At 61.7% G+C, this 21,092-nt stretch carries 23 protein-coding genes; 6 read left to right on the top strand and 17 right to left on the bottom strand.

Translation table 11 applies throughout. The features are described from left to right. Positions 1-71: 71 nt before the first annotated feature. Together K6301_RS19940 and K6301_RS19935 are read right to left on the bottom strand one after the other, a co-directional pair. Positions 72-1,229, bottom strand: coding sequence for an ABC transporter substrate-binding protein (locus tag K6301_RS19940; protein WP_247222289.1), 1,158 nt, complete (start codon positions 1,227-1,229; stop codon positions 72-74). Positions 1,230-1,267: 38 nt separating this feature from the next. Then, entirely contained in the window at positions 1,268-2,611 is a 1,344-nt protein-coding gene (locus K6301_RS19935) for a glutamine synthetase family protein (protein WP_247222288.1), read from the bottom strand. A 117-nt stretch (positions 2,612-2,728) separates the two neighbouring features. Between K6301_RS19935 and K6301_RS19930 the strand changes: the two genes are divergently transcribed. After that, a complete protein-coding gene (locus K6301_RS19930; RefSeq protein WP_247222287.1) occupies positions 2,729-3,517 on the top strand; it encodes a helix-turn-helix domain-containing protein in 789 nt (262 codons plus the stop codon). Between the two features lie 153 nt (positions 3,518-3,670). Here K6301_RS19930 and K6301_RS19925 read toward each other — a convergent pair whose 3' ends face one another. From K6301_RS19925 to K6301_RS19865, 13 genes are all read right to left on the bottom strand, one after another. Then, positions 3,671-4,030 (bottom strand): cupin domain-containing protein, encoded by a 360-nt coding sequence (locus K6301_RS19925; protein ID WP_247222286.1) that lies wholly within the window; start codon positions 4,028-4,030, stop codon positions 3,671-3,673. Positions 4,031-4,051: 21 nt separating this feature from the next. After that, positions 4,052-5,437, bottom strand: coding sequence for an NAD(P)/FAD-dependent oxidoreductase (locus K6301_RS19920; protein WP_247222285.1), 1,386 nt, complete (start codon positions 5,435-5,437; stop codon positions 4,052-4,054). A gap of 15 nt (positions 5,438-5,452) precedes the next feature. Beyond that, positions 5,453-6,568, bottom strand: coding sequence for an ABC transporter ATP-binding protein (locus tag K6301_RS19915; protein ID WP_247222284.1), 1,116 nt, complete (start codon positions 6,566-6,568; stop codon positions 5,453-5,455). Between the two features lie 2 nt (positions 6,569-6,570). After that, on the bottom strand, positions 6,571-7,356 hold the full coding sequence (locus K6301_RS19910) for an ABC transporter permease (protein ID WP_247222283.1): 786 nt from the start codon (positions 7,354-7,356) through the stop codon (positions 6,571-6,573). 2 nt (positions 7,357-7,358) lie between these two features. Beyond that, positions 7,359-8,264: an ABC transporter permease gene (locus K6301_RS19905; protein ID WP_425475435.1), complete on the bottom strand. Its 906-nt coding sequence runs from the start codon at positions 8,262-8,264 to the stop codon at positions 7,359-7,361. 58 nt (positions 8,265-8,322) lie between these two features. Then, the gene (locus tag K6301_RS19900) at positions 8,323-9,360 is read right to left on the bottom strand and encodes an extracellular solute-binding protein (protein ID WP_425475429.1); all 1,038 of its coding nucleotides are present in this window, start codon (positions 9,358-9,360) and stop codon (positions 8,323-8,325) included. A gap of 78 nt (positions 9,361-9,438) precedes the next feature. Further along, positions 9,439-10,056, bottom strand: a complete 618-nt coding sequence (locus K6301_RS19895; protein ID WP_247222279.1) for a helix-turn-helix domain-containing protein — start codon at positions 10,054-10,056, stop codon at positions 9,439-9,441. A gap of 115 nt (positions 10,057-10,171) precedes the next feature. Continuing rightward, positions 10,172-10,933 (bottom strand): ABC transporter ATP-binding protein, encoded by a 762-nt coding sequence (locus K6301_RS19890; protein ID WP_247222278.1) that lies wholly within the window; start codon positions 10,931-10,933, stop codon positions 10,172-10,174. Further along, entirely contained in the window at positions 10,930-11,922 is a 993-nt protein-coding gene (locus K6301_RS19885) for a FecCD family ABC transporter permease (RefSeq protein WP_247222455.1), read from the bottom strand. Before K6301_RS19885 ends, K6301_RS19890 begins: the two co-directional genes overlap by 4 nt. 62 nt (positions 11,923-11,984) lie before the next feature. Beyond that, on the bottom strand, positions 11,985-13,004 hold the full coding sequence (locus K6301_RS19880) for an ABC transporter substrate-binding protein (protein WP_247222454.1): 1,020 nt from the start codon (positions 13,002-13,004) through the stop codon (positions 11,985-11,987). Positions 13,005-13,136: 132 nt separating this feature from the next. Next, complete coding sequence (locus K6301_RS19875; protein ID WP_247222277.1) at positions 13,137-13,946, bottom strand: NAD-dependent epimerase/dehydratase family protein; 810 nt, start codon at positions 13,944-13,946, stop codon at positions 13,137-13,139. 4 nt (positions 13,947-13,950) lie between these two features. Beyond that, on the bottom strand, positions 13,951-14,400 hold the full coding sequence (locus K6301_RS19870; RefSeq protein ID WP_247222276.1) for a MarR family winged helix-turn-helix transcriptional regulator: 450 nt from the start codon (positions 14,398-14,400) through the stop codon (positions 13,951-13,953). A 100-nt stretch (positions 14,401-14,500) separates the two neighbouring features. Continuing rightward, the gene (locus K6301_RS19865) at positions 14,501-15,391 is read right to left on the bottom strand and encodes a LysR family transcriptional regulator (protein WP_247222275.1); all 891 of its coding nucleotides are present in this window, start codon (positions 15,389-15,391) and stop codon (positions 14,501-14,503) included. Positions 15,392-15,487: 96 nt separating this feature from the next. Between K6301_RS19865 and K6301_RS19860 the strand changes: the two genes are divergently transcribed. From K6301_RS19860 to K6301_RS19850, 3 genes are all read left to right on the top strand, one after another. After that, positions 15,488-16,546: an aldo/keto reductase gene (locus K6301_RS19860; RefSeq protein ID WP_247222274.1), complete on the top strand. Its 1,059-nt coding sequence runs from the start codon at positions 15,488-15,490 to the stop codon at positions 16,544-16,546. Between the two features lie 93 nt (positions 16,547-16,639). Next, positions 16,640-17,194, top strand: a complete 555-nt coding sequence (locus tag K6301_RS19855; RefSeq protein ID WP_247222273.1) for a nuclear transport factor 2 family protein — start codon at positions 16,640-16,642, stop codon at positions 17,192-17,194. Positions 17,195-17,298: 104 nt separating this feature from the next. Continuing rightward, positions 17,299-17,625, top strand: a complete 327-nt coding sequence (locus K6301_RS19850; protein ID WP_134646417.1) for an Atu4866 domain-containing protein — start codon at positions 17,299-17,301, stop codon at positions 17,623-17,625. 103 nt (positions 17,626-17,728) lie between these two features. On the opposite strand, the gene K6301_RS19845 is transcribed toward K6301_RS19850, so the two are convergent. Beyond that, positions 17,729-18,628, bottom strand: coding sequence for a LysR family transcriptional regulator (locus tag K6301_RS19845; protein ID WP_247222272.1), 900 nt, complete (start codon positions 18,626-18,628; stop codon positions 17,729-17,731). 94 nt (positions 18,629-18,722) lie between these two features. Here K6301_RS19845 and K6301_RS19840 point away from each other — a divergent pair, with 94 nt between their 5' ends. Together K6301_RS19840 and K6301_RS19835 are read left to right on the top strand one after the other, a co-directional pair. Next, positions 18,723-19,556 carry an SDR family oxidoreductase gene (locus K6301_RS19840; RefSeq protein ID WP_247222271.1) on the top strand — a complete coding sequence of 278 codons (834 nt, stop codon included), beginning with the start codon at positions 18,723-18,725 and terminating at the stop codon, positions 19,554-19,556. Between the two features lie 48 nt (positions 19,557-19,604). Beyond that, positions 19,605-20,099 carry a lipocalin-like domain-containing protein gene (locus K6301_RS19835; protein ID WP_102761913.1) on the top strand — a complete coding sequence of 165 codons (495 nt, stop codon included), beginning with the start codon at positions 19,605-19,607 and terminating at the stop codon, positions 20,097-20,099. Between the two features lie 47 nt (positions 20,100-20,146). On the opposite strand, the gene K6301_RS19830 is transcribed toward K6301_RS19835, so the two are convergent. After that, on the bottom strand, positions 20,147-21,052 hold the full coding sequence (locus tag K6301_RS19830; RefSeq protein ID WP_247222270.1) for a LysR family transcriptional regulator: 906 nt from the start codon (positions 21,050-21,052) through the stop codon (positions 20,147-20,149). Positions 21,053-21,092: the final 40 nt, after the last annotated feature.

Raw genomic sequence — 21,092 nt, 5'->3', positions numbered from 1 at the left:
CGATTTCCTTGATATCTGCAATGGGAACGGACAGGCCTGCCCTTCGGGCGGCCTGTCGTTGTTTTGCGCGACTAGCGAGCGGCGAGCTCTTCCTGCCAGATCGCCAGCATGTCGTCGATATTGGGCGCTACGGTGTGGAACTGGCTGTTGTCCCAGGCCGTCCACATGTAGTCCATCTGCAAGGCCTTTTTCTCCACTTCGGAGAACAGCGCCTCGGCCTTGCTGTTCGGCACGAGGTTGCAGGTCGCCTCGGTGATTGCGAGTTGCTTGGCGACATCGGGAGACACGATGTATTTCAGGAAGTCCGCCGCGATCTGCGAGTTCTTGCCGTTGTCGATCAGGCCGGTCGCTTCCATCCAGATGATGCCCTGCTTCAAGCCGTTCTTCGGCTCGGGCACGATGGACTGGATGAAGTCGTGGCCCTTCATGCGGAGCGCCGAGGTCGCATAGGTGCCGCCACCGATAAGGGCGCGGAAAGAGCCGTCGATCAGGCCCTTCTGCGCCACGGCGAGGTCGGCGACGATGGCGCGCGTGTTCTTGAAGGCGGCGCGCAGGACCTTGCGGACCTCTTCGAGCGCTGCATCGTCCAGCTCCTCGTAGGGGTTGATGCCGGCATAGAGCGCCAGCGGCATGATCGGCCAGTCACCCCAGTCGAGGAGGCAGATCTTATCCTTGTAGGCGCTGTCGAAGACAGGCGCGTAGCTCGACCATGTCTCCAGCTTGTCGAACTTGGTGTTGACGGTCGGGCCGACCCAGCCCCAGCGCGTCGGAAGGCCGGTCGACTTGCCTTCGAATGCGAGCGGTGCGAAGGGCGCGCGGAATTGCGGGTAAAATTCGGCGAACTGGTCGGCGAAATCGGCTTCGTCTATATAGCGGCAGAAGCCCGCCGGCCCCATGCGCTGGATCCAGGGACTGTCTGAGGACACGAGGTCGAAGTCACGCGATGCGCCGGCTGCGAGCTTGGCGAAACCGCCGGCCGAGTCGGTGATCAGGTCGATCGAGATCGAGGCGTCCTTCGATTTCTGAAACGGCTCCAGAATGCTGGGTGCGTTATAACCTTCCCAGCACATGTAGTTGAGGCTTTCGGCCGCTGCGGCATCACGCCGTGACGCCAGGAAGCCGCTGCCGGCTGCGGCCAGGCCGAGGCCGAGACCGCCCATGCCCTTGAGCACGGACCGGCGCTTCATGGCGCCGATGTTGGAGCTGGTATCTGCTGTTCCCTTTTTCATTTTTTCTTCCTCTCTTGATCATTCATTGGGGCGCGGCATCAGACCACGCCCAGATAGCGCCGGATCTCCCATTCGCTGACTTGTCGCTGATATTCCGCATGCTCCACCTCCCGGCTTTCCGCGAAGCTCTCGACGAAATCGCTGCCGAACAGCTCTCTTGCCTTGCTGCTCGCGCGCAAGCGGGTGGCTGCCTCGTGGAGATCGCGCGGAAAGACGGTTTCCGGCGCCGGTTTCGATGCATAGAAGTCCGCAGCGCTGCCCGGTGGCGGCTCGATGCCTTCGCGAATGCCGGCGAGGCCCGCGCCCAGCATCATCGACAGGGCCAGATAAGGATTGGTGTCTGCCGACGGCACGCGGAACTCGATGCGGGTGCTTTCGGGCTGGTCGTTGATGACACGCACGGCAGCAGTGCGGTTCTGCACCCCCCAATTGGCTGCCGTCGGTGCCCAGGCGCCCGGCACGAGGCGCTTGTAGGCGTTGATGGTGGAGGAGCACATGGCCAGAAGCTCCGGCATGAGCTTCAGGAGGCCGCCAAGGAAATGCCGCGCCGCCTTGCTGAGGCCGTCAGACGTTGATGTGTCGGAGAAGACCGGGCGGCCATCACGGTCGCGCAACGACAGATGAAGGTGGCCCGACTGACCGGACAGCTTGGGCGACAGCTTCGACATGAAGCTCACCGTTTTGCCATTGCGGGCGAAATACGCACGGGCAAAATTCTTGAAAAGCATCGCGTCGTCCGCCGCCTTGATACCCTTCGCATGATAGAGCGGCGCTTCGAAGCAGCCGGGACCGAGTTCCGTGTGGATGGCATCGAGCCTGACGCCCATGGTCTCCATCGTCGTTTCGAGGCCGGCCAGAAGATCGCCGTGAAGCGCGGACGTCTGAAGGGAATAGGTCCGGTTTCCCTGCGCGAAATGCGTGAGATCGCGATACTGCTTCGCTTTCATGCTCTCTGCGGTCTCGTCGAAAACGAAGAACTCGAATTCGAAGGCGGCATGCACATCAAAGCCGAGTTCGGCAGCCTTTTCGATCTGCTCCAGGCAGACATTGCGTGGCGAGCGACGGCCGAATTCGCCGTCGAAATCCGCGATGCACAGCGCCATGTTTTCGGCGAAGGGATATGTGCGGATCGTCGTCGCGTCGAGCTTGGCCGGCCGATCGATAAACGATCCATCGCGATAGGTGTTTTCGGCAATGTCCCAGAAATAGAGAACCTCGCAGAACGGATAGCCGTCTTTGGCAAGCTTCACCGCCTTTTCGGCGGAGACCAGCTTGTCGCGGAATTCACCTTCCGGGTCCACCATGCCGATATGGACCGACCGGGCACCGATCTCTTGCAGTTTCGTTTCGAAGGATTTGTTCGTATCCGGAGATTTCGGCATGACTTGTTCCCGTTGTTGCGGTTAGCCTAGGGCGTGATGTCGTTGCGTGAAAATATCCCCGGGGGGATAGAACGCGCCTGTCGGTTTCGACGTCGGCAAACGGGCAAGGGGCAGCGGTTGGATCAGGGGTTTGCAGCATGGAACAGCGCGCTTGCGGGCGCCATGAAGGCTGTCGGTACGGAAAGCTTTGGGCAAAGCCTAGCAGCGGCGCTTGCAACCATCATCGATTTCGACGTGCTGATGGTGTTCGCCTATCGCGGCGCGGAAAAGCCTGTCTGCTGCTACCACAACATCGATCCGAAGCGGGCGCGAACCATCATCGACGCCTATACCGCCGGTCCCTACCTGCTCGACCCCTTCTATGGCGCTGCCCTGGATACGAAGAAAACGTCGATCCTTCGGCTGAAGGACATGGCGCCGGATCATTTCTACAGCTCGGAATATTATCGCCAGCACTATGTCCTGACGGGCATCAGGGATGAGGTCGGTATTCTGTGCCGCACGCCGAACTGGACCGGAATTGTCATCAGCTTCACGCGTCCCGTCACCGCGCCAGCCTTCGGCCGACGGGATCTTTCCCTGATCCGCGGCGCTGAGCCCTTGCTTCGAACCATCTGCGAGAGACATTGGAGTGTCGTTGGCAGCAATACCGGTGCGGGCCCCGTGCCGGGACACGATCCCATCAATGATACTTTGAACCGGATGACGAACGGCGTGCTGACACCGCGCGAGATCGAGGTAACGTCATTGATCCTGCGCGGCCATTCCAACGCATCGATCGCCGCGACGCTTAAGATCACCTCAGGGACGGTGAAAATTCACCGGAAGAACATCCACCAGAAGCTGAACATCACGAGCCAGGCAGAGCTCTTCGGGCTTTTCATCCGAAAGCTGGCGAAACTCTGAAGTCTGACGGGTTTCCCTTGCGGAAATAGCGCGTTCACTCCGAACCGCTTGTTCCAGCCAAACAGCACCGTTGGTCTGGAGATGTTCATAAGAGCGGTTCCTGACACTGAAACTAATCAATTCAATCTCAGGAACCGGCTCCTTCAGCTTACATCAAACGCCGCCTGCGACCATCGTGTAAATCTTGCGGGTCTGCTCGTGAATGGTCCATTCCCCACGCCAGCCGAGCGGCAGGACGAACATTTCGCCGGGACCGATTTCCCGGGAGGTGCCGTTGCCATTGTGAAGCGTCACGCGGCCGGCGAGAATGTAACAGATTTCGGCATTCTGGCTGCGGTCCGCGGTGAAGCGACCCGGCGTGCATTCCCAGATACCCGTTTCCATCTGGCCGTTTGCACTGCTCCACAGCTCCAGCGTCGCCTCCATCTGGTCGCCGGCGATAGACGTGGGTTTTGGCGTGAATTCGCCGATCTCGCGGTCGTGAAGGTCGCCGAAATTCTCGAAATTGATCATTGAGTATGTCCTTGAAAGGCGTCAGTGGCCGGTAATAGCGTCCGCGATCGCGGCGAGCCTGGATGTTTGGGCAAGGCCGGCGAATTCGCGTTCGTCGGCAATTCGATAGAGCTGGTACATGGAATGCACGCCGAGCCAGCGGAATGGCTCTGGCTCCCATTTGCGCACCGTCCGGTTGACCCACGGCAGGCCGGTCAGCGCCGTTTCCCGGCCAAGGACGAGATCGGCGAGGGTGCGCCCGGCAAGGTTGGAGCTGGAGACGCCGAGGCCGACATAGCCGCCGGCCCAGCCGATCCCCGTCTGCCGGTCGAAGCCGGCCGTCGTGCACCAGTCGCGCGGCACGCCGAGCACGCCGCACCAGGCATGGTCGATCCTCAACGACTTCGTCTGCGGCAGCAGGCGCGTCAGGATGGCGTGCAGCGCTTCGATGGTTGCCTGTTGTGTCTGGCCGTTGACGTCGGTCTGCGAGCCGAAGCGGTAGGGCACGCCGCGTCCGCCCATGGTGATGCGGCCCTCGCGGGTGCGCTGGGCGTAGCAATAGGCATGCGCGGCATCGCCGAGCAGTTCATGCCCCTCCCAGCCGATCTGCTCCCACAGCGCGTCAGGCACGGGCTCGGTGACGATCTGCGCGCTGTTGAGCGGCAGCCAGGTGCGCTCTTCTCCCGGCAGGCCGGCGGTAAAACCTTCCGTGGCACGGATGATGACGGGTGCGTGCACCGTGCCGCGATCGGTCGTCACGCGGCCCTTCTCGAAAACGGTGACGGCCGTGCCTTCGAAAATCGGAACGCCAAGCCGCTCGACCACCGCGGCGAGCCCGCGCACGAGCTTCGCCGGCTGCACGCGCGCCATATCGCGAATGACGAAGCCGCCCTTCACGTTTGCGATGCGGATGCGTTTCGCGGCCTCTTCAGCCGACAGCATTTCGATCTGCTCGGGCGGCATCTCCCAGTCGAGATAGAACTGATACTCCTCCCGCGCGCGGTCGAGTTGCGGCTGGTTGGTGGCGACGGTCAGGTTGTCGGCGCGCAGGATATCGGCATCGATGCCTTCCGTTTCCGCCACCCGGATCACCTCGTCGACCGTACCCGCCATGGCACGCTGCATGTCGACAACGGCGCCACGGGTAGATGTCTTCAGGTATTTTTCGCGCGACCATCCGAACCCGCCGGAAAGCCAGCCGCCGTTGCGGCCGGATGCGCCGAAGCCGGCGAATTCGCGCTCCACGACGACGATGTCGAGCGAAGGATTGGCCTTCTTCAGATAGTAGGCGGTCCACAGGCCCGTATAGCCGGCGCCGATGATGCAGACATCGGCGGTGCGGTCGCCGGGCAGGGGAGAACGCTTCAGCGGCAAGCCGCCGATATCGGCATACCAGAAGGAGATGTTACCGTTGGTCTTGACGTCCATGGCAGAGCTTTCGGTTCAGGTCAGCGTCACGTCGGCGCTGGCATCGTCGGGGAGGAGGATAAGATCGGAGGGCAGGAAGGTAACGTCGACGGTGTCGCCGATCGCGAAATCCGCGGAGCCCAGCGGGCTGCGCACGACCGCGGTGGTGCCGTCGGCCAGCCGGATTTCATATTTCGAGCCGGAGCCGAGATAGATCGCTTCCACGACCGTACCTGCCAGACGGTTCTCGCCGGACACGATATCCGCGCCGGTGCGCTTCAGCGCCAAACGCTCGGGCCGCAGAAGGATGACCGGGCGCCCGTCACCGGCCAGATGGCCATGCGCGAGAACCTTCTGGCCACCGATGGTCATGACCGTGTCGCCGCCTGAAATCTCGGCGGTTCCGCGCAAAATTGTGGATTCGCCGATAAAGCGGCCGACGAAGAGCGTCGCCGGGCTGTCATAGAGTTCCCGCCCCGTGCCGATCTGCTCGATCCGGCCGCCATTGAACACGGCGATACGGTCGGACAGCACCAGGGCTTCCTCCTGGTCGTGCGTGACATATACAAAGGTGGTGCCGAGTTCACGATGGATGCGCTTGATCTCCAGTTGCAGCCACTCGCGCAGCTTCTTGTCGAGCGCACCAAGCGGTTCATCCATCAGCAAAAGCGGCGGATCGAAGACGAGTGCGCGGGCGAGCGCCACGCGCTGCTGCTGGCCACCCGAAAGTTCGCTCGGGTAGCGATGGGCGAAGTCGGCCATCTTCACCATGTCCAGGGCACGGTGGACGCGCTTGTCGCGTTCATCGCCCTTGATGCCGCGCAGCGTCAGCGGATAGGCGACGTTCTTGCCCACCGTCATGTGCGGGAAGAGGGCGTAGTGCTGAAAGACCACGCCGATGTTGCGCTTGTGGGAGGGCAGGCCGGTGACGCTCTTTCCGCCGATTTCGAGTACGCCTGAGGTGATGTCGGTAAAGCCTGCGATCAGGTTCAGCGTCGTCGTCTTGCCGGAGCCCGATGGACCGAGCAGGGTCATGAATTCGCCGGGACGGATATGCAGGTCGATGTCGTTGAGTGCCGTGAAGCGACCGTAGCGTTTGGAGGCCCTTCGAATTTCGATCGCGGCACCCGCGGAGCGTTGGGAAACAGGCATGGTCAGGTCCTTTCGCGGCGCATGCCCAAGAGGAGGCCGGCGATGATGATGAGCGACGTGGCGAGGAAGAGCAGCGTGCCGACGGCCGCGACCGTTGGGTCAGCGTCGCGCGTTATCGACGTGTAGATCTGCACCGGCAGCGTCTTGAGATAGGGGCTGGTGATGAACAGCGCGACGATGATCTCATCGAACGATGTGATGAAGGCGAAGAGCGCGCCTGATAGCACGCCCGGCAGGATCAGCGGCAGCGTCACCGTACGGAACACGGTCAGGCGGCCGGCGCCCAGGCTGGAGGCTGCCGTTTCCAGCCGGCGGTCGAAGACCTCGAGGCTCGCCTGCACGGCGATCAGCACGAAGGGAATGGCAAGCATGGTGTGTGCCAGCACGAAGCCGGTGACGGTGCCGACGAGGTGCGTATCGAGATAGACCGCATAAATGCCGATCGCTAGCACCACGCCGGGCACGACCATCGGCGTGATGAGCAATGCACGCAGCAGGCCGCCCGTGCGCGCGGCGGCGCGGCTGACACCGAAGGCCGCGAGCGTGCCGATTACGGTCGCCACGACGGCCACGATGATGGCCACGATCAGCGAGTTGGAGAAGCTCGTCGTCCAATCCGGGCTGCTGAAGAAATTTCCGTACCACTGCCAGCTGAAGCCGACGGGCGGGAAGGCGAGTGACTTGTTTGCGTTGAACGACATCGGAATGACGACCAGTGTCGGCGCAAGAAGCAGGATCGCCACGAGCAGGCAGAAGAGTCCGAGAAGAATGCGCGGGAAGGACGGCATGGTCACGCCTCCTTGCGCGAGGATGTGTGTTTCTGGCGCATCAACGGAGCGGCGATGGCGAGCAGCACGAAAGTGGCGACGAGGAGCACGACACCCATGGCGCCGCCGCGCCCCCAGTTGAGCAGGCTGAGCACCTGGTTCTGCACGAGCGACGATAACAGGATGCTGCGCGGGCCACCCAGCAGCGCCGGCGTGATGTAGAAGCCGAGCGAGAGGATGAAGACGATGATCGCGCCGGCGTAAACGCCGGGCAGAGAGAGCGGAACGTAAATCTGGAGGAATGCCTTCCAGGGCCGGGCACCCAGGCTCCGCGCCGCTTGCAGCAGACGTGTGTCTATGCCCTTCATCACGGAATAGATCGGCAGGATCATGAAGGGCAACAGGACCTGCGTCATGCCGATGACGACGCCCGGAAGCGTGCGGATGAGCTTTACGGGCGAGAGGCCGATGCCGCGCAGGATGGAGTTTATGACGCCGGAATCCTGCAGGAGGATGACCCATGCGAGCGTGCGCACCACGCCGCTGAGCCAGAAGGGCACCAGCACGCACAGGATGAGCGCCAGCCGCATGTTCCTGCCGACGATGGTCATGGCATAGGCGTAGGGATAGGCGCAGATGAGGCTGGCGAGCGTGACCCAGGCGGCGACGACGAAGGTCCTCTGCAAGACGGTGCGGTTGACGGCCGACTGGAAGAACCAGACGTAGTTGTCAATGCCGATCGCCGGATCGGAAAAGGAGCGCCAGACCACGATACCAAGTGGATAGGCAAGCGCGACGAGCAGCACCAGAACGGCAGGAGCGGTCAGCCACACCGCGCCCCGCGGGCGCAAACGCGGCAGGAACGGCGAGTGCGCGGCGTCGACGGCTGTACCGGCTCGCTGGCCGTCATCGGGCGTGGCTGTCATCATCATCTCCCGTTTGGAAAGCAAGCCCGGCGCGACCGGGCTTGCAAGGCAGGCGATCGGCTCAGTTGCCGGAAAGAAGCGCATTCCACTTCTCGGCGGCGAGATCGAAGTTCTTCACCCAGAACGGGATGTTCTGTTGATAACCCTGCGCGTTGCGTTCGGGCGTCGAGGTGAGGAAGGCAGCCGTCGCCTCGTCGACCTTCGGCTTCGCGTCCATGTTGATGGGCGTGTAGGAGGTTTTTTCCGTGAGCACGGCCTGCGCGTTCGCGCCGAGATAGGCGTTGATGAGCGCATAGGCCGCATCCGTATCCTTGACGCCCACCGGGATGGTCAGTTGGTCCATGACGACGAGCCAATCCTGCCAGACCGGCGTATAGGCCGCGCCGTTCTTGACGGCCGTCATCGCGCGGCCGGTCCACATCATGATCATGTCGGCTTCGCCGGATTCGGCAAGCTGCTGGCTCTCCGCGCCGGTTTTCCAGTAGATCGTGTCGGGGCCGAGATCGCGCAGTTTCTGGATGCCTTTTTCGATATCGTCTGGTGTCATCGCCTTCGGATCGCCGCCGGCCGCCATGAAAGCCTGCTCGATCAGGCCGCCGGTCGGATCGCCCGAGCCGTCGATGGCGCGAACGCCCGGGAACTTCTCGGTGTCGAAGAAGTCGGCCCAGCTCTTCGGCGGGTTATCCTTGTAGGCCTCGTTCTTGTACATGAGGACGACGCCGTAGTTCATCGCCGGAACCGAGCATTCGCCGACCTGGCCCTGGGGGATCTTCGAGACGTCGAGCTTGGAAAGATCAAGTTTCTGGAAGAGGGTGCCGCAATGGACATAGGGTGGCAGGTCGGCGGTATCGACCACGTCCCAGGTGACGTTCCCGGCATCGACCTGCGCCTTCAGCTTGGCGATTTCGGTCGGGCCGTCGTTCAACAGCGTCACGCCGGACTTGTCGACGAATTCCTTGAGGGCGGCGACCTGACCATCCTGATAGATGCCACCATAGGACACGAAGGTCAGGGTCTTGCCCTTCAGCGATCCTTCCTTGACCTCGCCTGCGACCGGCTTGTCCTGTGCGAATGCCGGCAACGCCAGGGCGCACGTCATCGTTAGGGCCAAGGCCCTCGAAATTTTTTTCATGTTGATACTCCCAGTAGCGCTCGCGTTACGTTGTTCCTGCCGGGGCTACGAGCCGGGCCGGGGCAGGTATTGGTCGAGTTCATCCGCGACGCTGGTGGGCGGCGCGATCATCCAGATGACTTCAGCGGTTTCCGTGCCGATATTGACGGTCTTGTGCGGAACCGAGCTTGGATATTCAATGCTGTCACCGGATGACAGCATATGGCGCTCCTCGCCGAGGGTGAGTTCCACCTCGCCGCGGATAACGAAGAAGAGTTCCTGCGAATCCCCGTGGCTATAGGGTTTGTCACCCGTCGAGCCACCCGGATCGAACTCGCCGATATAGACTTCCATGTCGCGGATCGGGCGCCGGGACAGCAGCATCTTGCGATACCCTTCCGCCGGCGGCAGCGCCGGACGTTCCGCCTTGCGCAGTACGCGGCCGACAGCCGGTGAGCCGTCGTCGAAAAGATCGGTCAGGCTGATGCCGAGCGCGCCGGCGATGCGCATCAGCGTGCTGATGTTGACGCCGCTCAGGCCCCGTTCGAGCTGGCTGAGAAAACTCGCCGTGGTGCCCGTCGCGTCGCCAAGGGCCCGAAGCGACATGCGCCGGGCGGTACGGAAGGCCTTCACCTTCTCGCCGATTCCCGACTGATTGTCCGCGGTTACCGAAATCTCGTTCACGGCCTCACCCTTCACTTAACGCCATATTAAGTGAAGGGTGAAGATTAGCAATATCGAAATGCGTGATTCTGATTTTTAATTTGGACGACCGTCGGCGGCTGGCAAACCGCGTCGATCACCGCACGAAATGGATGTGCGGCCTGGCATGATAGGGGGAGGGCGATACGTGCGCCTCCACGGAGAAGACGTCGCCGAGCAGCTCGCGGGTCAGCACGTCTTCAGGCGCCCCGGACGCAACGATCTTTCCCGCCTTCATGACAAGCAGCCGATCACAGAACATGGCGGCATGGTTCAGGTCATGCAGCGCGATGATGCTGGTCACCTCAAGCTGGGAAACGAGCCGCAAGAGGCTGATCTGGTGATGGACGTCCAGATGGTTCGTCGGCTCGTCCAGGATGAGCTCTTTCGGGGACTGGGCAAGCGCCCGGGCAAGGTGGGCGCGTTGCTTTTCCCCACCCGACAGGCTCTGCCAGGTGTCGTTCCGTTTCGCGGTCAGCTCCGTTCGATCAAGCGCATTGTTGACGGCAGCATCGTCATCGCTGGTCCACCCGGAGAACATCGATCGATGCGGGAAACGGCCAAGCTTGACGACATCCACGACCTTGAGATTGGCGTTGGTTGTTGCGTGTTGCTCGATAAAGGCCACGCGCTGTGCGATCGCGCGTCGGCGGATCCTGCCGATGTTTTGCCCGTCGAGCATGACTTGCCCCGAAAAAGGCCGCTTCAGTCCCGCCAGCAGCCGCAGCAGCGAGGTCTTGCCCGAGCCGTTCGGCCCCAGCAATCCCAGCATTTCACCGGGCTTGGTAATGAGCGAGACATCGTCGACGATCGTCTTCGCGCCGACCTTCCAGACCAGATTTTCCGCCCTGATGCTCATGATGCCCGCTGGAGCTTGTAGAGAATGATCGAGAAGAAGGGGACGCCCACCAGTGCGGTGACGACGCCGATCGGCAGCACCTGCTGGGGAATGAGCGTACGCGAGGCAATATCGGCCAAAACCATGAACACCGCACCCGTGACCGCGCAGGCAGGCAGGAGCCGCGCGTGAAGGGGACCCACCACGAAGCGGGCGGCATGCGGAACGACCAGCCCGACGAAGCCGATCGTTCCGACCATGCTGACGATGGTCGAAGTCATGATTGCCGTCAGCGCGAAGAGAATGATCCGCGTTCGACCAACGTCGATCCCGAGGGAGGAGGCAGCTTCGTCACCGAAGGCGAAGGCGTCAAGCACGCGAGCGTAAAAGAGGCAGACGATCAATCCCAATCCAACAACGATGGAGACCAGCCAGAATTCCGGCCAGCGAACGCCGCCGAAGCTGCCAAGCAGCCAGAACATCACGTCGCGGGCTTGCTGGGCATTACCTGAGGTGGTGACGATGTAAGACGTTGCCGCATTGAAGAGCTGCGATGTCGCAACGCCCGCCAGGATCGTTCTGTCCGCTCCGCCGCGTGCTCCGTTGGACAGAAGTGCCACAAACAGAAATGCGGCGAAGGCTCCGGCAAATGCGCCTGCCGAAAGCGAGAAGGCGCCCGCGCCAATGCCGAGGATGACGACCGCCACGGCGCCGGTCGAGGCACCGGCGGAGATGCCGAGCACGTAGGGCTCTGCCAAAGGATTGCGCAGCATCGCCTGCATGATCGCGCCGCACATCGCCAGACCCGCGCCGCAGAAGACCGCGACCAGCGCGCGGCTCAGCCGATACTCCCAGATCACGGTCTCGTGGATGGGGTTGAGCTGGACCATCGTCCAGCCCAGCCTGTTCGTGATGGCCGAATAGGTGGTCGACAACGGGATGGGCATGTCACCGATCCCCACGCTGATCCCGACGACCAGCCCTATGGCCACGAGCGAGCCCAGGATCATGCCCGCGACGACCGTGAGGTATCGAGGTTGTCGTCCCGACGAACTGCGGATGGTTTCGGTCGTCACTTCAGGCCAAGCGTTTTCAGCTGTTGGGCGATCTGTTCGGCGCCGTAGATCGTCCGTACGGTCGGGTTCATGGCCTGGCCGTCCATGACCACGATCGCCTTGTTCTTGACGGCGGGCATCTGGCTCGTGCCGGGATCCGTCGTCAGGAACTTGATCTTGGCCTCCGACTTGTCCAGGTCCCAGCGGTTACGATCGACCTGCGCGACCACGATGACATCGGGATTGCTGGCGATGATGCTCTCCCATCCGAGCGCAGGCGATTCGGCCTCGGAGGTGATGGCGTTCGTTCCGCCCAGCACATCGGCGATATAACCGGAGGCGCTGTTCTTGCCGCCGAGATAGGCGTCGGCGGACGGCGAAGGGCTGGAGAACCAGAAGACGTAGGACAGCTTCTTCCCGTCCTTCGGTGCATCGGCGCGCAGCGCGGCCTCACGCTTCTTCAGGTCGGCAATGAGCGCATCGCCCCGATCGCGCACGTCGAAAATCTGGGCGATCTCGTCGATCTCCCGGTAAAGCGTGTCCGGGTTCCAGAGCTTCGAGCGATCACCATAGCCGGACTTGTCCGTGCGGACGCCCTCAGCAACGCATGTGCTCGGCGAGATATAGCTCGGCACGCCGACCTTTTCAAAGTCCTCGCGCTTGGCGACCTTGCTTGACGGGCCAAGCAGGCTGGGCAGGGCGGCTGCCACGAAATCCGGCGTTTGCGCCAGAATGGCTTCGAAGGTCGGAAACTCGACCGTCAGAACTTTGACCTTCGCATTGGCTTCTGCGAGTTGCGGAAGAACCTTGTTCGGCCAGAAGGCGGTGCCGACCATCTTGTCTTCAAGGCCAAGGAGTAACATGATTTCCGCGCTGTTCTGGCCAAGTCCGACGGCGCGTTCCGGAGCCTTATCGAAGGTCACCGTCGCGCCGCAGTTCTCGATTGTCAGCGGATAGGTAGTAGAGGCTGCAGAACCCGGTGTCGCCAGCATGCCAATAACGCCGCAGATAGCCGCACTCACAAACACCGTGTTCATCGTCTCGCTCATCCTTGTTTCCGGTCGGGACCAAATATGAGCGCTCTGTAATCCTCAGCGCCGAGGAAAACAAGAGTGTTTCCCTCACCTTTCCCCTGCGCGTGGCACATGGGTTTGCCACCGCGATCACCTTTACGAAATACCCTCCTGCCACGCCTGATACACTGTCCTTATGCCGGGGCGGAAACCGAGGCTGCGGGCGAGGGACGTGTCGACATGCAGGTACCATGGATTTGCAAGAGGCTCGGCGCTTGATTTCATGGGGGACCCGACGATGCCCGCGAGTTCGTAGATGGAGGAGGGGGCTTCGTCCGCGATGTTTACGACGCGCTGGTCGAAAGCACCCCTGAGCGCCAGCGTGACCGCCTGTGCGATGTCGCGATGGTGGATCGTGCTCATGCGCTGTGCCGGATGCCAAGTGCCGACGTGATCGGGCAGGGATTCGAGATGTCCGTCCCCATCACCATAGACGAAGGGAAAGCGAAGGATCGACCAATTCAACCCGCTTTCACGCAGCTCCCGTTCTGCTGCAACCTTGCTTGCAGGGTAGGCGTGTTGTGGATCGACCGGATCGTCTTCCCGTCCCGGATGCGGGTTGTCCTTGTTGTAGACATGGCTGGTGCTCGACATAATGAAGCGCGCATCGGGAGCATGGGCCTTGACGGCGGCGATCAGGTTGCGCGTCCCATCGAGATTGCTTTTCCAGATGAGATCGGTGTCCTGCGTGCGGAAGACGGCCGCAAGATGCACGACGGCGGAAATCTTCGTGACGGCTTTCGCCAAGCTCGAAGGGTCGAGAATGTCGCCCGTAACGCCTGTTGCGCCCGCGGGGCAATCCTTGCCTGGCCGAAGCAGCACGCGGCAGGCAAAGCCGGCCTCGGCCAGCCGCGGGACAAGTCGTTCACCCACGAGCCCGGTGGCCCCGGTAATCAGTACGGTCATCTGCTCAATCCTTTCTCAACAGGGTCTGCAGTCGTTCTGTCGCCGATTTGAGGACACGTATGGTCGTGGCCAGATCAGCCTCGTTAATTCCGCCGAAAGCAGCGTCGTGAATGAAAAAAAGATCAGGGAGCCGTCGCCATAGCGCCTCTCCCGTCGCCGTCAATGTCAGCAGACGTTGTCGCTGATCGCCGCCATCCGCGGTCTGCGCAACCAGATCCTTGCGGACGAGCGTTGCGATGATTCCGCTCAAGGTGGCGCGTTCGAGTTCCAGAGCGCGACCGAGGTCGCGCTGGACGGACGGGCCGTTGTTGACGAGATACCAGAGGACATACCACTGCGTGGACCCCAGATCGAAGGGTCTTAGGCGCTCGTCCATGAGGGCCCGGCCGGCGAAATAGCACCGCTTGGTCCAGGCGCCCACGGAGAGATTTTTGGTGTCCGCCTGATCGTGCATTGAAACCTCATTCGTTCGCTACCTAACGATAATTGCAAGGTAGCGAACGAATGTCAAGGAGAGCGCGCCAGGTAAGACGACAGCGATTTCACGATGGGCGCTATCGCCACCGCTTCACATGGTCGACGAGCGCACGCAGTTTCGGAGCGAGATTGCGCCGGCTGGGGTAATAGAGAAAAAACCCGGCGAAGGATGGACAATAGTCCTGAAGGAGGGGAACCAACTGGCCGGATTCGACATAGGGCTTGAAGGTGTCCTCCATGCCAAAGGTGATGCCTCCGCCGGCACAGGCTGTGCGGATCATAAGCCACATGTCGTTGGTGGTGATCTGGGGATCGACTGCCACATCGAAATCGCGCCCATTCTGTCCGAACTCCCAGCGGTAGGGTGCGCTGTGCGGTGCCGGGCGCCAGCCGATACAGCGATGCGCTGAAAGCTCCGAAGGATGCGCGGGCATGCCGAAACGTTCGATGTAGGATGGCGCGGCGAAAGCGCCCTGGCGCTGATCGCCCGAGACGGGAACGGCAATCATGTCCTGATCGATGACTTCGCCCAGCCGTACCCCCGCGTCATAGCCTTCCGCGACGATGTCGAACTCCTCGTCCGTGACCGTCACGTCGATCTGAACGGCGGGACAGGCATCCGCGAAACGCGCCAGAAGCGGCCCGGAAATGAATTGTTCGGCGATGGACGACACGGCCAGCCGCAAGAGCCCGCTTGGTGCGCTGTTGCGGTCTACCGTCGCGTCGAGCGCCAGTCCGACTTCGGAAATCGCCGGCGCCACACGCTGGTACAGTTGTTCGCCGGCCTCTGTTAGGCTGACGCTGCGCGTCGTGCGACGCACGAGCGCCACGCCAAGCCGATCTTCGAGACGACGGATGGCCTGGCTGATGGCTGGCCGCGTGACGCCCAGATTCTCCGCGGCCACACGAAAGCTGCGCGCTTCCGCGATTGCCAGGAAAACAGAAATGCCGTTCAGATCGATCGCCATTGGTTAGGTAGATTTACCAGCGTGGTCATCATTGGGCAAGTTGTTTGATCTTATCGAGCCGCCTACCTTGGTTCTCGCAACCAGGAGAGAGCTGACATGGCGCTTGATGATTATAAACTTCTTGGACGGTCGGGCTTGCGCGTTTCACCGTTGAGCTTGGGAACGATGACCTTTGGTTCCGAGTGGGGCTGGGGTGCCGACGGCAACGAGGCGCGCCGCATTTTCGATCTATATGTCGACCGGGGCGGTAACTTCGTCGACACGGCGGTTAACTACACAGATGGCGGCGCCGAACGCCTGCTTGGAACCTTCATCGCCGACAAGCGCGAGCGGATCGTTCTTGCAACGAAATTTACCATGGCACGCGACCCGGGCAACCCGAATTCGGGCGGAAACCACCGCCTGAACATGGTTCGCTCCGTCGAGCAGAGCCTGAAGCAGCTCGGCACGGATCGCATCGACCTTCTTTATCTTCACGCATGGGACATGACGACCCGGCCGGACGAGGTGATGAGGGCACTCGATGACCTCGTTCGCTCCGGGAAAGTGCTCTATCTCGGCATATGCAACACACCTGCATGGCGCGTTGCACAGATGCAGACACTCGCCGACATCAGAGGCTGGTCTTCCTTCGTGGCGCTACAGATCGAGTACAGCCTCGTCGAGCGGACCGTCGAGCACGAGCTTCTGCCGGCGGCAGCGGCTCTGGGGCTCGGCGTCCTTCCATGGTCGCCGCTCGGCGGAGGCGTGCTCACAGGCAAGTACTCCCTTGCCGATGTCGAGGATTCGCAAGAGGCAGCCGTGTCTGCCACCCGTAAGGGGGTGATCGCGTCGTCCGGGCATCTGAACCGGCGTGCGATCGACATAGCGAACGAGGTTCGCACCGTCGCGGAAGAGGCCGATTCCACGCCGTCGCGCGTGGCGCTTGCCTGGACGCTGGCCAACCCGGCCGTTGTCTCCCCCATCATCGGCGCGCGCACGCTTGCCCAGGCCGAGGACAATCTCAAGGCTCTGGATCTGGCGCTGACGCCGGAGCAACTGGATCGACTGGACCGTATCAGCGCGCCGGTCCCCGTCTTTCCCGCTCGCTTCACGCAACGTCCCCTTGTCCAGCAACTGATCTTCGGCGGTGCGGCGGTCGAACGCCGTGACTGATCGTTGAAACGCGAGTCCCATCGACGGTGCATCCGGTTTCATTGCTCGTCGATAGGCCCCGCCAAGTCCCCAGCAACAGAAAGGATCGATACCATGACCATTTTTCCGACACGCCAGCGGGTGGCCGGCGCGAGCCATACGGCTCTGATCACAGTGGCATTGTTGTCGCTCGCCCTGCCGGGTCCAGCCATCGCCAACACCACGGCAACGCAGGTGCAAACTGCGGACAGCGCCGCGGTCGAGCAACGGAACAAGGCGATCGTCGAGGCCGCCTTCGAAAAATGGCGCGGAGGCACCTATGTCTTTGCGGAACTCCTCGCCCCCGACGTCGTCTGGACAATTCATGGCTCGGGCCCGGTGGCCGGCACCTATCGAAACCAGAAGGATTTCGTCGAACAGGCCTCTCTTCCCCTGACCAGCCGCCTTGCGACGCCGATCATGCCGCACGTGCACAACATCTTTGCCGACGGCGACACCGTCATCATCCGCTTCGATGGGACGGCGACGACGACGTCCGGCGCACCTTACCGCAACCAGTTCGTCTGGATTCTCAAGATGAAGGACGGCCTCGTGGTCAATGCGGAAGCCTTCCTGGACCTTGTTGCCTATCAGCAGGTCGTGGATAACAACGCCCCGCGTTCCCAATGACCGATGCTGCGGTTCGGCAGACCTGCGCGTCTGCCGGACCGGCACCGCGCGCGTATTCGCGCCCTCACCAGACCGCCAACAGCAACGCCTAAAGGAGCCAGACCATGCGACCGGCATTCGCAGCCCTCGTCACTGCCACCCTTTCGTTTCAATCCGTAGAAGCACAGGAAACAAATTTGCAGCCGAACCATCCCTACGCCGGCATGTGGGTCACCGACGACAACCGTGTCCGCCACGAACTTCTGCCGAACGGACGCTACGTCGAAGCGCGCGGCCAGCGCGAACGAGCCTATGAAGGCCGCTATGAAGTCGACGGAACGCATATCGAGTACTGGGACGATACGGGCTTTACCGCCGACGGCGATTTCGTCGATGCCAACACCTTGCACCATGGCGGCATGATCTTGCGTCGAAAGCCGGCGACACCCTGACATATCGAACGAGCCTTTGCTGCGCGATCAGGCCAGAGCGATCGCGGGGGAGGTTCTTCTCGATCTATCTGAGAGGGGCAGACGCCACGCGGGCGTCGCCCCATTATCGTGACCTGTCCACCTCCCGCAGGAGGTCGATGAAGGCTCGCAGCGGTGATGGTACATGCCGGCTGCGCGGGTAATAGAGCGCCAGGCCGGGCATGGGCGGGCACCAGTCATCCAGCACGGTCACCAACCGGCCCGATCCGACGAGCGGCCGCGCGAAGTGTTCCGGCACATAAGCAATTCCACGGCCGTCCGCCGCCGCCTGCACGAGAAGATCACTGTCATCGAGGGTGAGGTTACCAGGCACGTCGACAGAGATTTCGGCGCCGCGTCTGGAAAACTCCCAGCGATAGCGCTTGCCGCTCGGCAGACGTTGGCGGATGCAGCAATGCTGATGAAGATCATCGGGTGTTTGCAGTTTGGCCTTGCCGTCCAGATAAGACGGCGCTGCGACGGTGATGAAACGTACGTCGCCGCCGAATCTTACCGCGATCATGTCTTTCGGAACGGCTTCCAACAGGCGTATTCCGGCGTCGAAACCCTGTTCCACAATGTCGACAAGGCGGCCTTCCGACACGAGATCAAGCTCGACGTCGGGATAGAGATCGAGAAAGCGCGGAACGACGTCGGCGAGAAGGATGCGTGCGCCGCTCTTGTTCGCATTGATCCGTAGCGTGCCACTTGGCGTGCCGCGTTCCTCCGAAAGCGTATCGAGCGCCTGATCGAGATCCTGAAGAAGCGGATTGACGCGGCCAAGCAGGCGTGAGCCGGCTTGTGTCAGCGAAACGCTGCGCGTCGTCCTGTTGAAGAGCCGAACGCCGAGTTTCGCCTCAAGACCGATGATCGCGTGGCTGAGGGCGGAACGCGAAACACCCATGACGTCGGCCGCTTTACGAAAGCTCTGGTGATCGGCCACTGCCGAAAAGGCAGCCAAATCGCTTAGTCTGGGGCGCACCATTCGTGAATTTTCCTCACTATCTCATCTCAAATTGCCAATCTTATATCACCAATCCGGCGGATCTACATTTGCGAATGGAAGATAAGGAGATCACATGCCAAAGACATGGTTCATAACCGGCGCTTCTTCGGGACTCGGTTTCGAGATGACGCAGCGACTGCTTGCGCAGGGTCACACGGTCGTCGCAACCGTGCGCCGTCGCGGGGCGCTGACGCAACTCGAACAGACGTACCGCGGACGCCTGGACGTGGTTCAGCTCGATCTGGTCGAGCCGGAAAGCATAAGCCTCGCAATCGGAGATGCCTTCCAAAGGCACGGCCGGATAGAGGTCATTGTCAGCAATGCTGGCTACGGATCGTTCGGTGCGGCGGAAGAGCTGACGAACGACGAGATCGATCGACAGATCGCCACAAATCTCACGGGGTCCATTCATTTGATCCGCGCAGCACTGCCGCTTCTTCGAAAGCAAGGCGGCGGGCGCATCGTCCAGGTGTCGTCCGAAGGCGGGCAGATCGCCTATCCGGGCTTCAGCCTCTATCACGCGACCAAATGGGGCATCGAGGGCTTCATCGAAGCCGTGGCACAGGAGGTGGCGCCTTTCGGCATCGACTTCATCATCGCCGAGCCGGGACCGACGGGCACGAACTTCGGAGCCAATCTGGTCTGTGCGGATCCCATGGCTGCCTATGATGAAACGCCTGCGGGCGCCGTTCGCCGCGCAATCAGCGATGGCAGTTTCGAGATCAGGGGGGATGCGGCGCGCACCGTGGCCGCAATCCTGTCGGCTGCCGAAAGCGAGGAGCCACCACTGCGATTGGCGCTGGGCAGCACGGCCTACGCCTCCATCTCGCAGGCGCTTTCCATACGCCTGTCGGCACTCGAGGCGCAGCGGGATGTCGCGAATTCCGCCGATCGGCAGGATCTGTGAACCCCGCAGCGGCGGGACCCTATCATTCATAACAGCAGAGGAAACGACATGTTCATTCGACCGATCACATTGGCTGTCGCCGTCAGCATTTCGTCGGCTGCCTTCGCGCAGACTGCAACCGAAAATCAGGTCGCAGGCACCTGGCGCATGATATCGGCGACAATCGACCCCGGCGGGGAAAATATCGCCGCCTATGGAGAGAAACCCAACGGGCTTCTCGTCTTCACGCCTGACATGCATTTCGTGGAGGTCTTGACCGACGCCGAAATCCCGCCGTTTGCTTCCAACACGCGCGGCGAGGGAACGGATGATGAAAACCGCACGGCCATGTCACGCAGCATCGGGTTTTTCGGAACCTACACCGTCGATGAGAACGGAGAGTTCAGTGGAAACCGTGTCGAAGGGTCGACATTCCCGAACTGGGTCGGCAGCGTGCGGACGCGTGCTGATCTCACGCTTATCGTTGATGGCGATCGTATGACCGAGCAATTCCGACGGCCGGAAGGCACCGAAATCAGGATCGAATGGCAGCGGGTCAAATAAGGCATCGCCGACAAGCCGTTCCTGCCGCAATGCTGGCTGGAACGGCATCAGGTCTTGGCCTGCCAGTCATAGTTCCTCATGTAGTCGAGAAAGGCGCGCATGGCGGCGCTTGGAAGGCGTCGGCTGGGATAGTATAAGAACCAGTGCGGCAGGGTGGGGCTCCAGTCTAAGAGAAGCTCCACCAGCCGGCCGGTTTGGATATGCGGCTTGGCGTAGTCATCCAAGACATGGGCAATCCCTCTGCCTGCCAGCGCAGCTTGCAGTTCGTTATGTGCGGAGCTAACCGTCAATCGGCCCGTTGGCGTGACTTCAATCTCTTCGCCCGCCTCGTCGAACTGCCAGGTGACGAGCGTGCCGCCCGGGAACCGGCGTCTTATGCAGTCGTGATCCACAAGTTCGTGCGGTGTCTGCGGCTGTCCCCACCTTCCGATATAATCCGGTGAAGCGACGATGGCGTAGCGAAGCGCAGGGCCAAGCGGCAGCGCGATCATGTCTTGCGCCAGCTGCTTGCCGAACCTGACGCCGGCATCGAAACCCTGCTCCACGATATCGATGACGGCCGCATCGCTGATGATCTCGATCTTCACCTCCTGATAGGCGTCCATGAAATCGAACACCAGCGGACAGAGAAAATGATCGACGGCAGGCGCGGGCGCGTTGATCCTGAGCGTGCCGGATGGGCTGTCCCGCAGTTCATCGACCTCGGCGATGGCGAGCCTGATATCGCCCAATGCAGGTGCCAGGCGTTCAAGAAGGCGCTGGCCTGCCTCCGTGGGGAACACGCTCCTCGTCGTTCGATTGAGGAGCCGGATACCCAGAGCCTCTTCCAGGGCATTCATCGTTTGGCTCAAGGCCGATGAAGAGACCCCTCGCTCCAGCGCTGCCGCGCGGAAACCGCCGCAACGCACGATGGCCACGAAAACGTCGAAGCTGTCCAGACGAAGAGGGTTCATTGAGAAGCATTTCTAATCAAGCTGATAAACTTAATGCAGC

The sequence above is a fragment of the Shinella oryzae genome (assembly GCF_023038235.1).
Taxonomy (GTDB): Bacteria; Pseudomonadota; Alphaproteobacteria; order Rhizobiales; family Rhizobiaceae; genus Shinella; species Shinella sumterensis.
This window is presented reverse-complemented; position numbering and strand designations above follow the sequence as displayed.

What these genes read in the sequence shown, in the direction of transcription:
- K6301_RS19940 (WP_247222289.1), bottom strand. Translation starts at nt 1,229, where the DNA reads ATGAAAAAGGGAACAGCAGATACCAGCTCCAACATCGGCGCCATGAAG.
- K6301_RS19935 (WP_247222288.1), bottom strand. Translation starts at nt 2,611, where the DNA reads ATGCCGAAATCTCCGGATACGAACAAATCCTTCGAAACGAAACTGCAA.
- K6301_RS19925 (WP_247222286.1), bottom strand. Translation starts at nt 4,030, where the DNA reads ATGATCAATTTCGAGAATTTCGGCGACCTTCACGACCGCGAGATCGGC.
- K6301_RS19920 (WP_247222285.1), bottom strand. Translation starts at nt 5,437, where the DNA reads ATGGACGTCAAGACCAACGGTAACATCTCCTTCTGGTATGCCGATATC.
- K6301_RS19915 (WP_247222284.1), bottom strand. Translation starts at nt 6,568, where the DNA reads ATGCCTGTTTCCCAACGCTCCGCGGGTGCCGCGATCGAAATTCGAAGG.
- K6301_RS19910 (WP_247222283.1), bottom strand. Translation starts at nt 7,356, where the DNA reads ATGCCGTCCTTCCCGCGCATTCTTCTCGGACTCTTCTGCCTGCTCGTG.
- K6301_RS19905 (WP_425475435.1), bottom strand. Translation starts at nt 8,264, where the DNA reads ATGATGACAGCCACGCCCGATGACGGCCAGCGAGCCGGTACAGCCGTC.
- K6301_RS19900 (WP_425475429.1), bottom strand. Translation starts at nt 9,360, where the DNA reads ATGACGTGCGCCCTGGCGTTGCCGGCATTCGCACAGGACAAGCCGGTC.
- K6301_RS19890 (WP_247222278.1), bottom strand. Translation starts at nt 10,933, where the DNA reads ATGAGCATCAGGGCGGAAAATCTGGTCTGGAAGGTCGGCGCGAAGACG.
- K6301_RS19885 (WP_247222455.1), bottom strand. Translation starts at nt 11,922, where the DNA reads ATGATCCTGGGCTCGCTCGTGGCCATAGGGCTGGTCGTCGGGATCAGC.
- K6301_RS19880 (WP_247222454.1), bottom strand. Translation starts at nt 13,004, where the DNA reads ATGAACACGGTGTTTGTGAGTGCGGCTATCTGCGGCGTTATTGGCATG.
- K6301_RS19875 (WP_247222277.1), bottom strand. Translation starts at nt 13,946, where the DNA reads ATGACCGTACTGATTACCGGGGCCACCGGGCTCGTGGGTGAACGACTT.
- K6301_RS19870 (WP_247222276.1), bottom strand. Translation starts at nt 14,400, where the DNA reads ATGCACGATCAGGCGGACACCAAAAATCTCTCCGTGGGCGCCTGGACC.
- K6301_RS19865 (WP_247222275.1), bottom strand. Translation starts at nt 15,391, where the DNA reads ATGGCGATCGATCTGAACGGCATTTCTGTTTTCCTGGCAATCGCGGAA.
- K6301_RS19860 (WP_247222274.1), top strand. Translation starts at nt 15,488, where the DNA reads ATGGCGCTTGATGATTATAAACTTCTTGGACGGTCGGGCTTGCGCGTT.
- K6301_RS19855 (WP_247222273.1), top strand. Translation starts at nt 16,640, where the DNA reads ATGACCATTTTTCCGACACGCCAGCGGGTGGCCGGCGCGAGCCATACG.
- K6301_RS19850 (WP_134646417.1), top strand. Translation starts at nt 17,299, where the DNA reads ATGCGACCGGCATTCGCAGCCCTCGTCACTGCCACCCTTTCGTTTCAA.
- K6301_RS19845 (WP_247222272.1), bottom strand. Translation starts at nt 18,628, where the DNA reads ATGGTGCGCCCCAGACTAAGCGATTTGGCTGCCTTTTCGGCAGTGGCC.
- K6301_RS19840 (WP_247222271.1), top strand. Translation starts at nt 18,723, where the DNA reads ATGCCAAAGACATGGTTCATAACCGGCGCTTCTTCGGGACTCGGTTTC.
- K6301_RS19835 (WP_102761913.1), top strand. Translation starts at nt 19,605, where the DNA reads ATGTTCATTCGACCGATCACATTGGCTGTCGCCGTCAGCATTTCGTCG.
- K6301_RS19830 (WP_247222270.1), bottom strand. Translation starts at nt 21,052, where the DNA reads ATGAACCCTCTTCGTCTGGACAGCTTCGACGTTTTCGTGGCCATCGTG.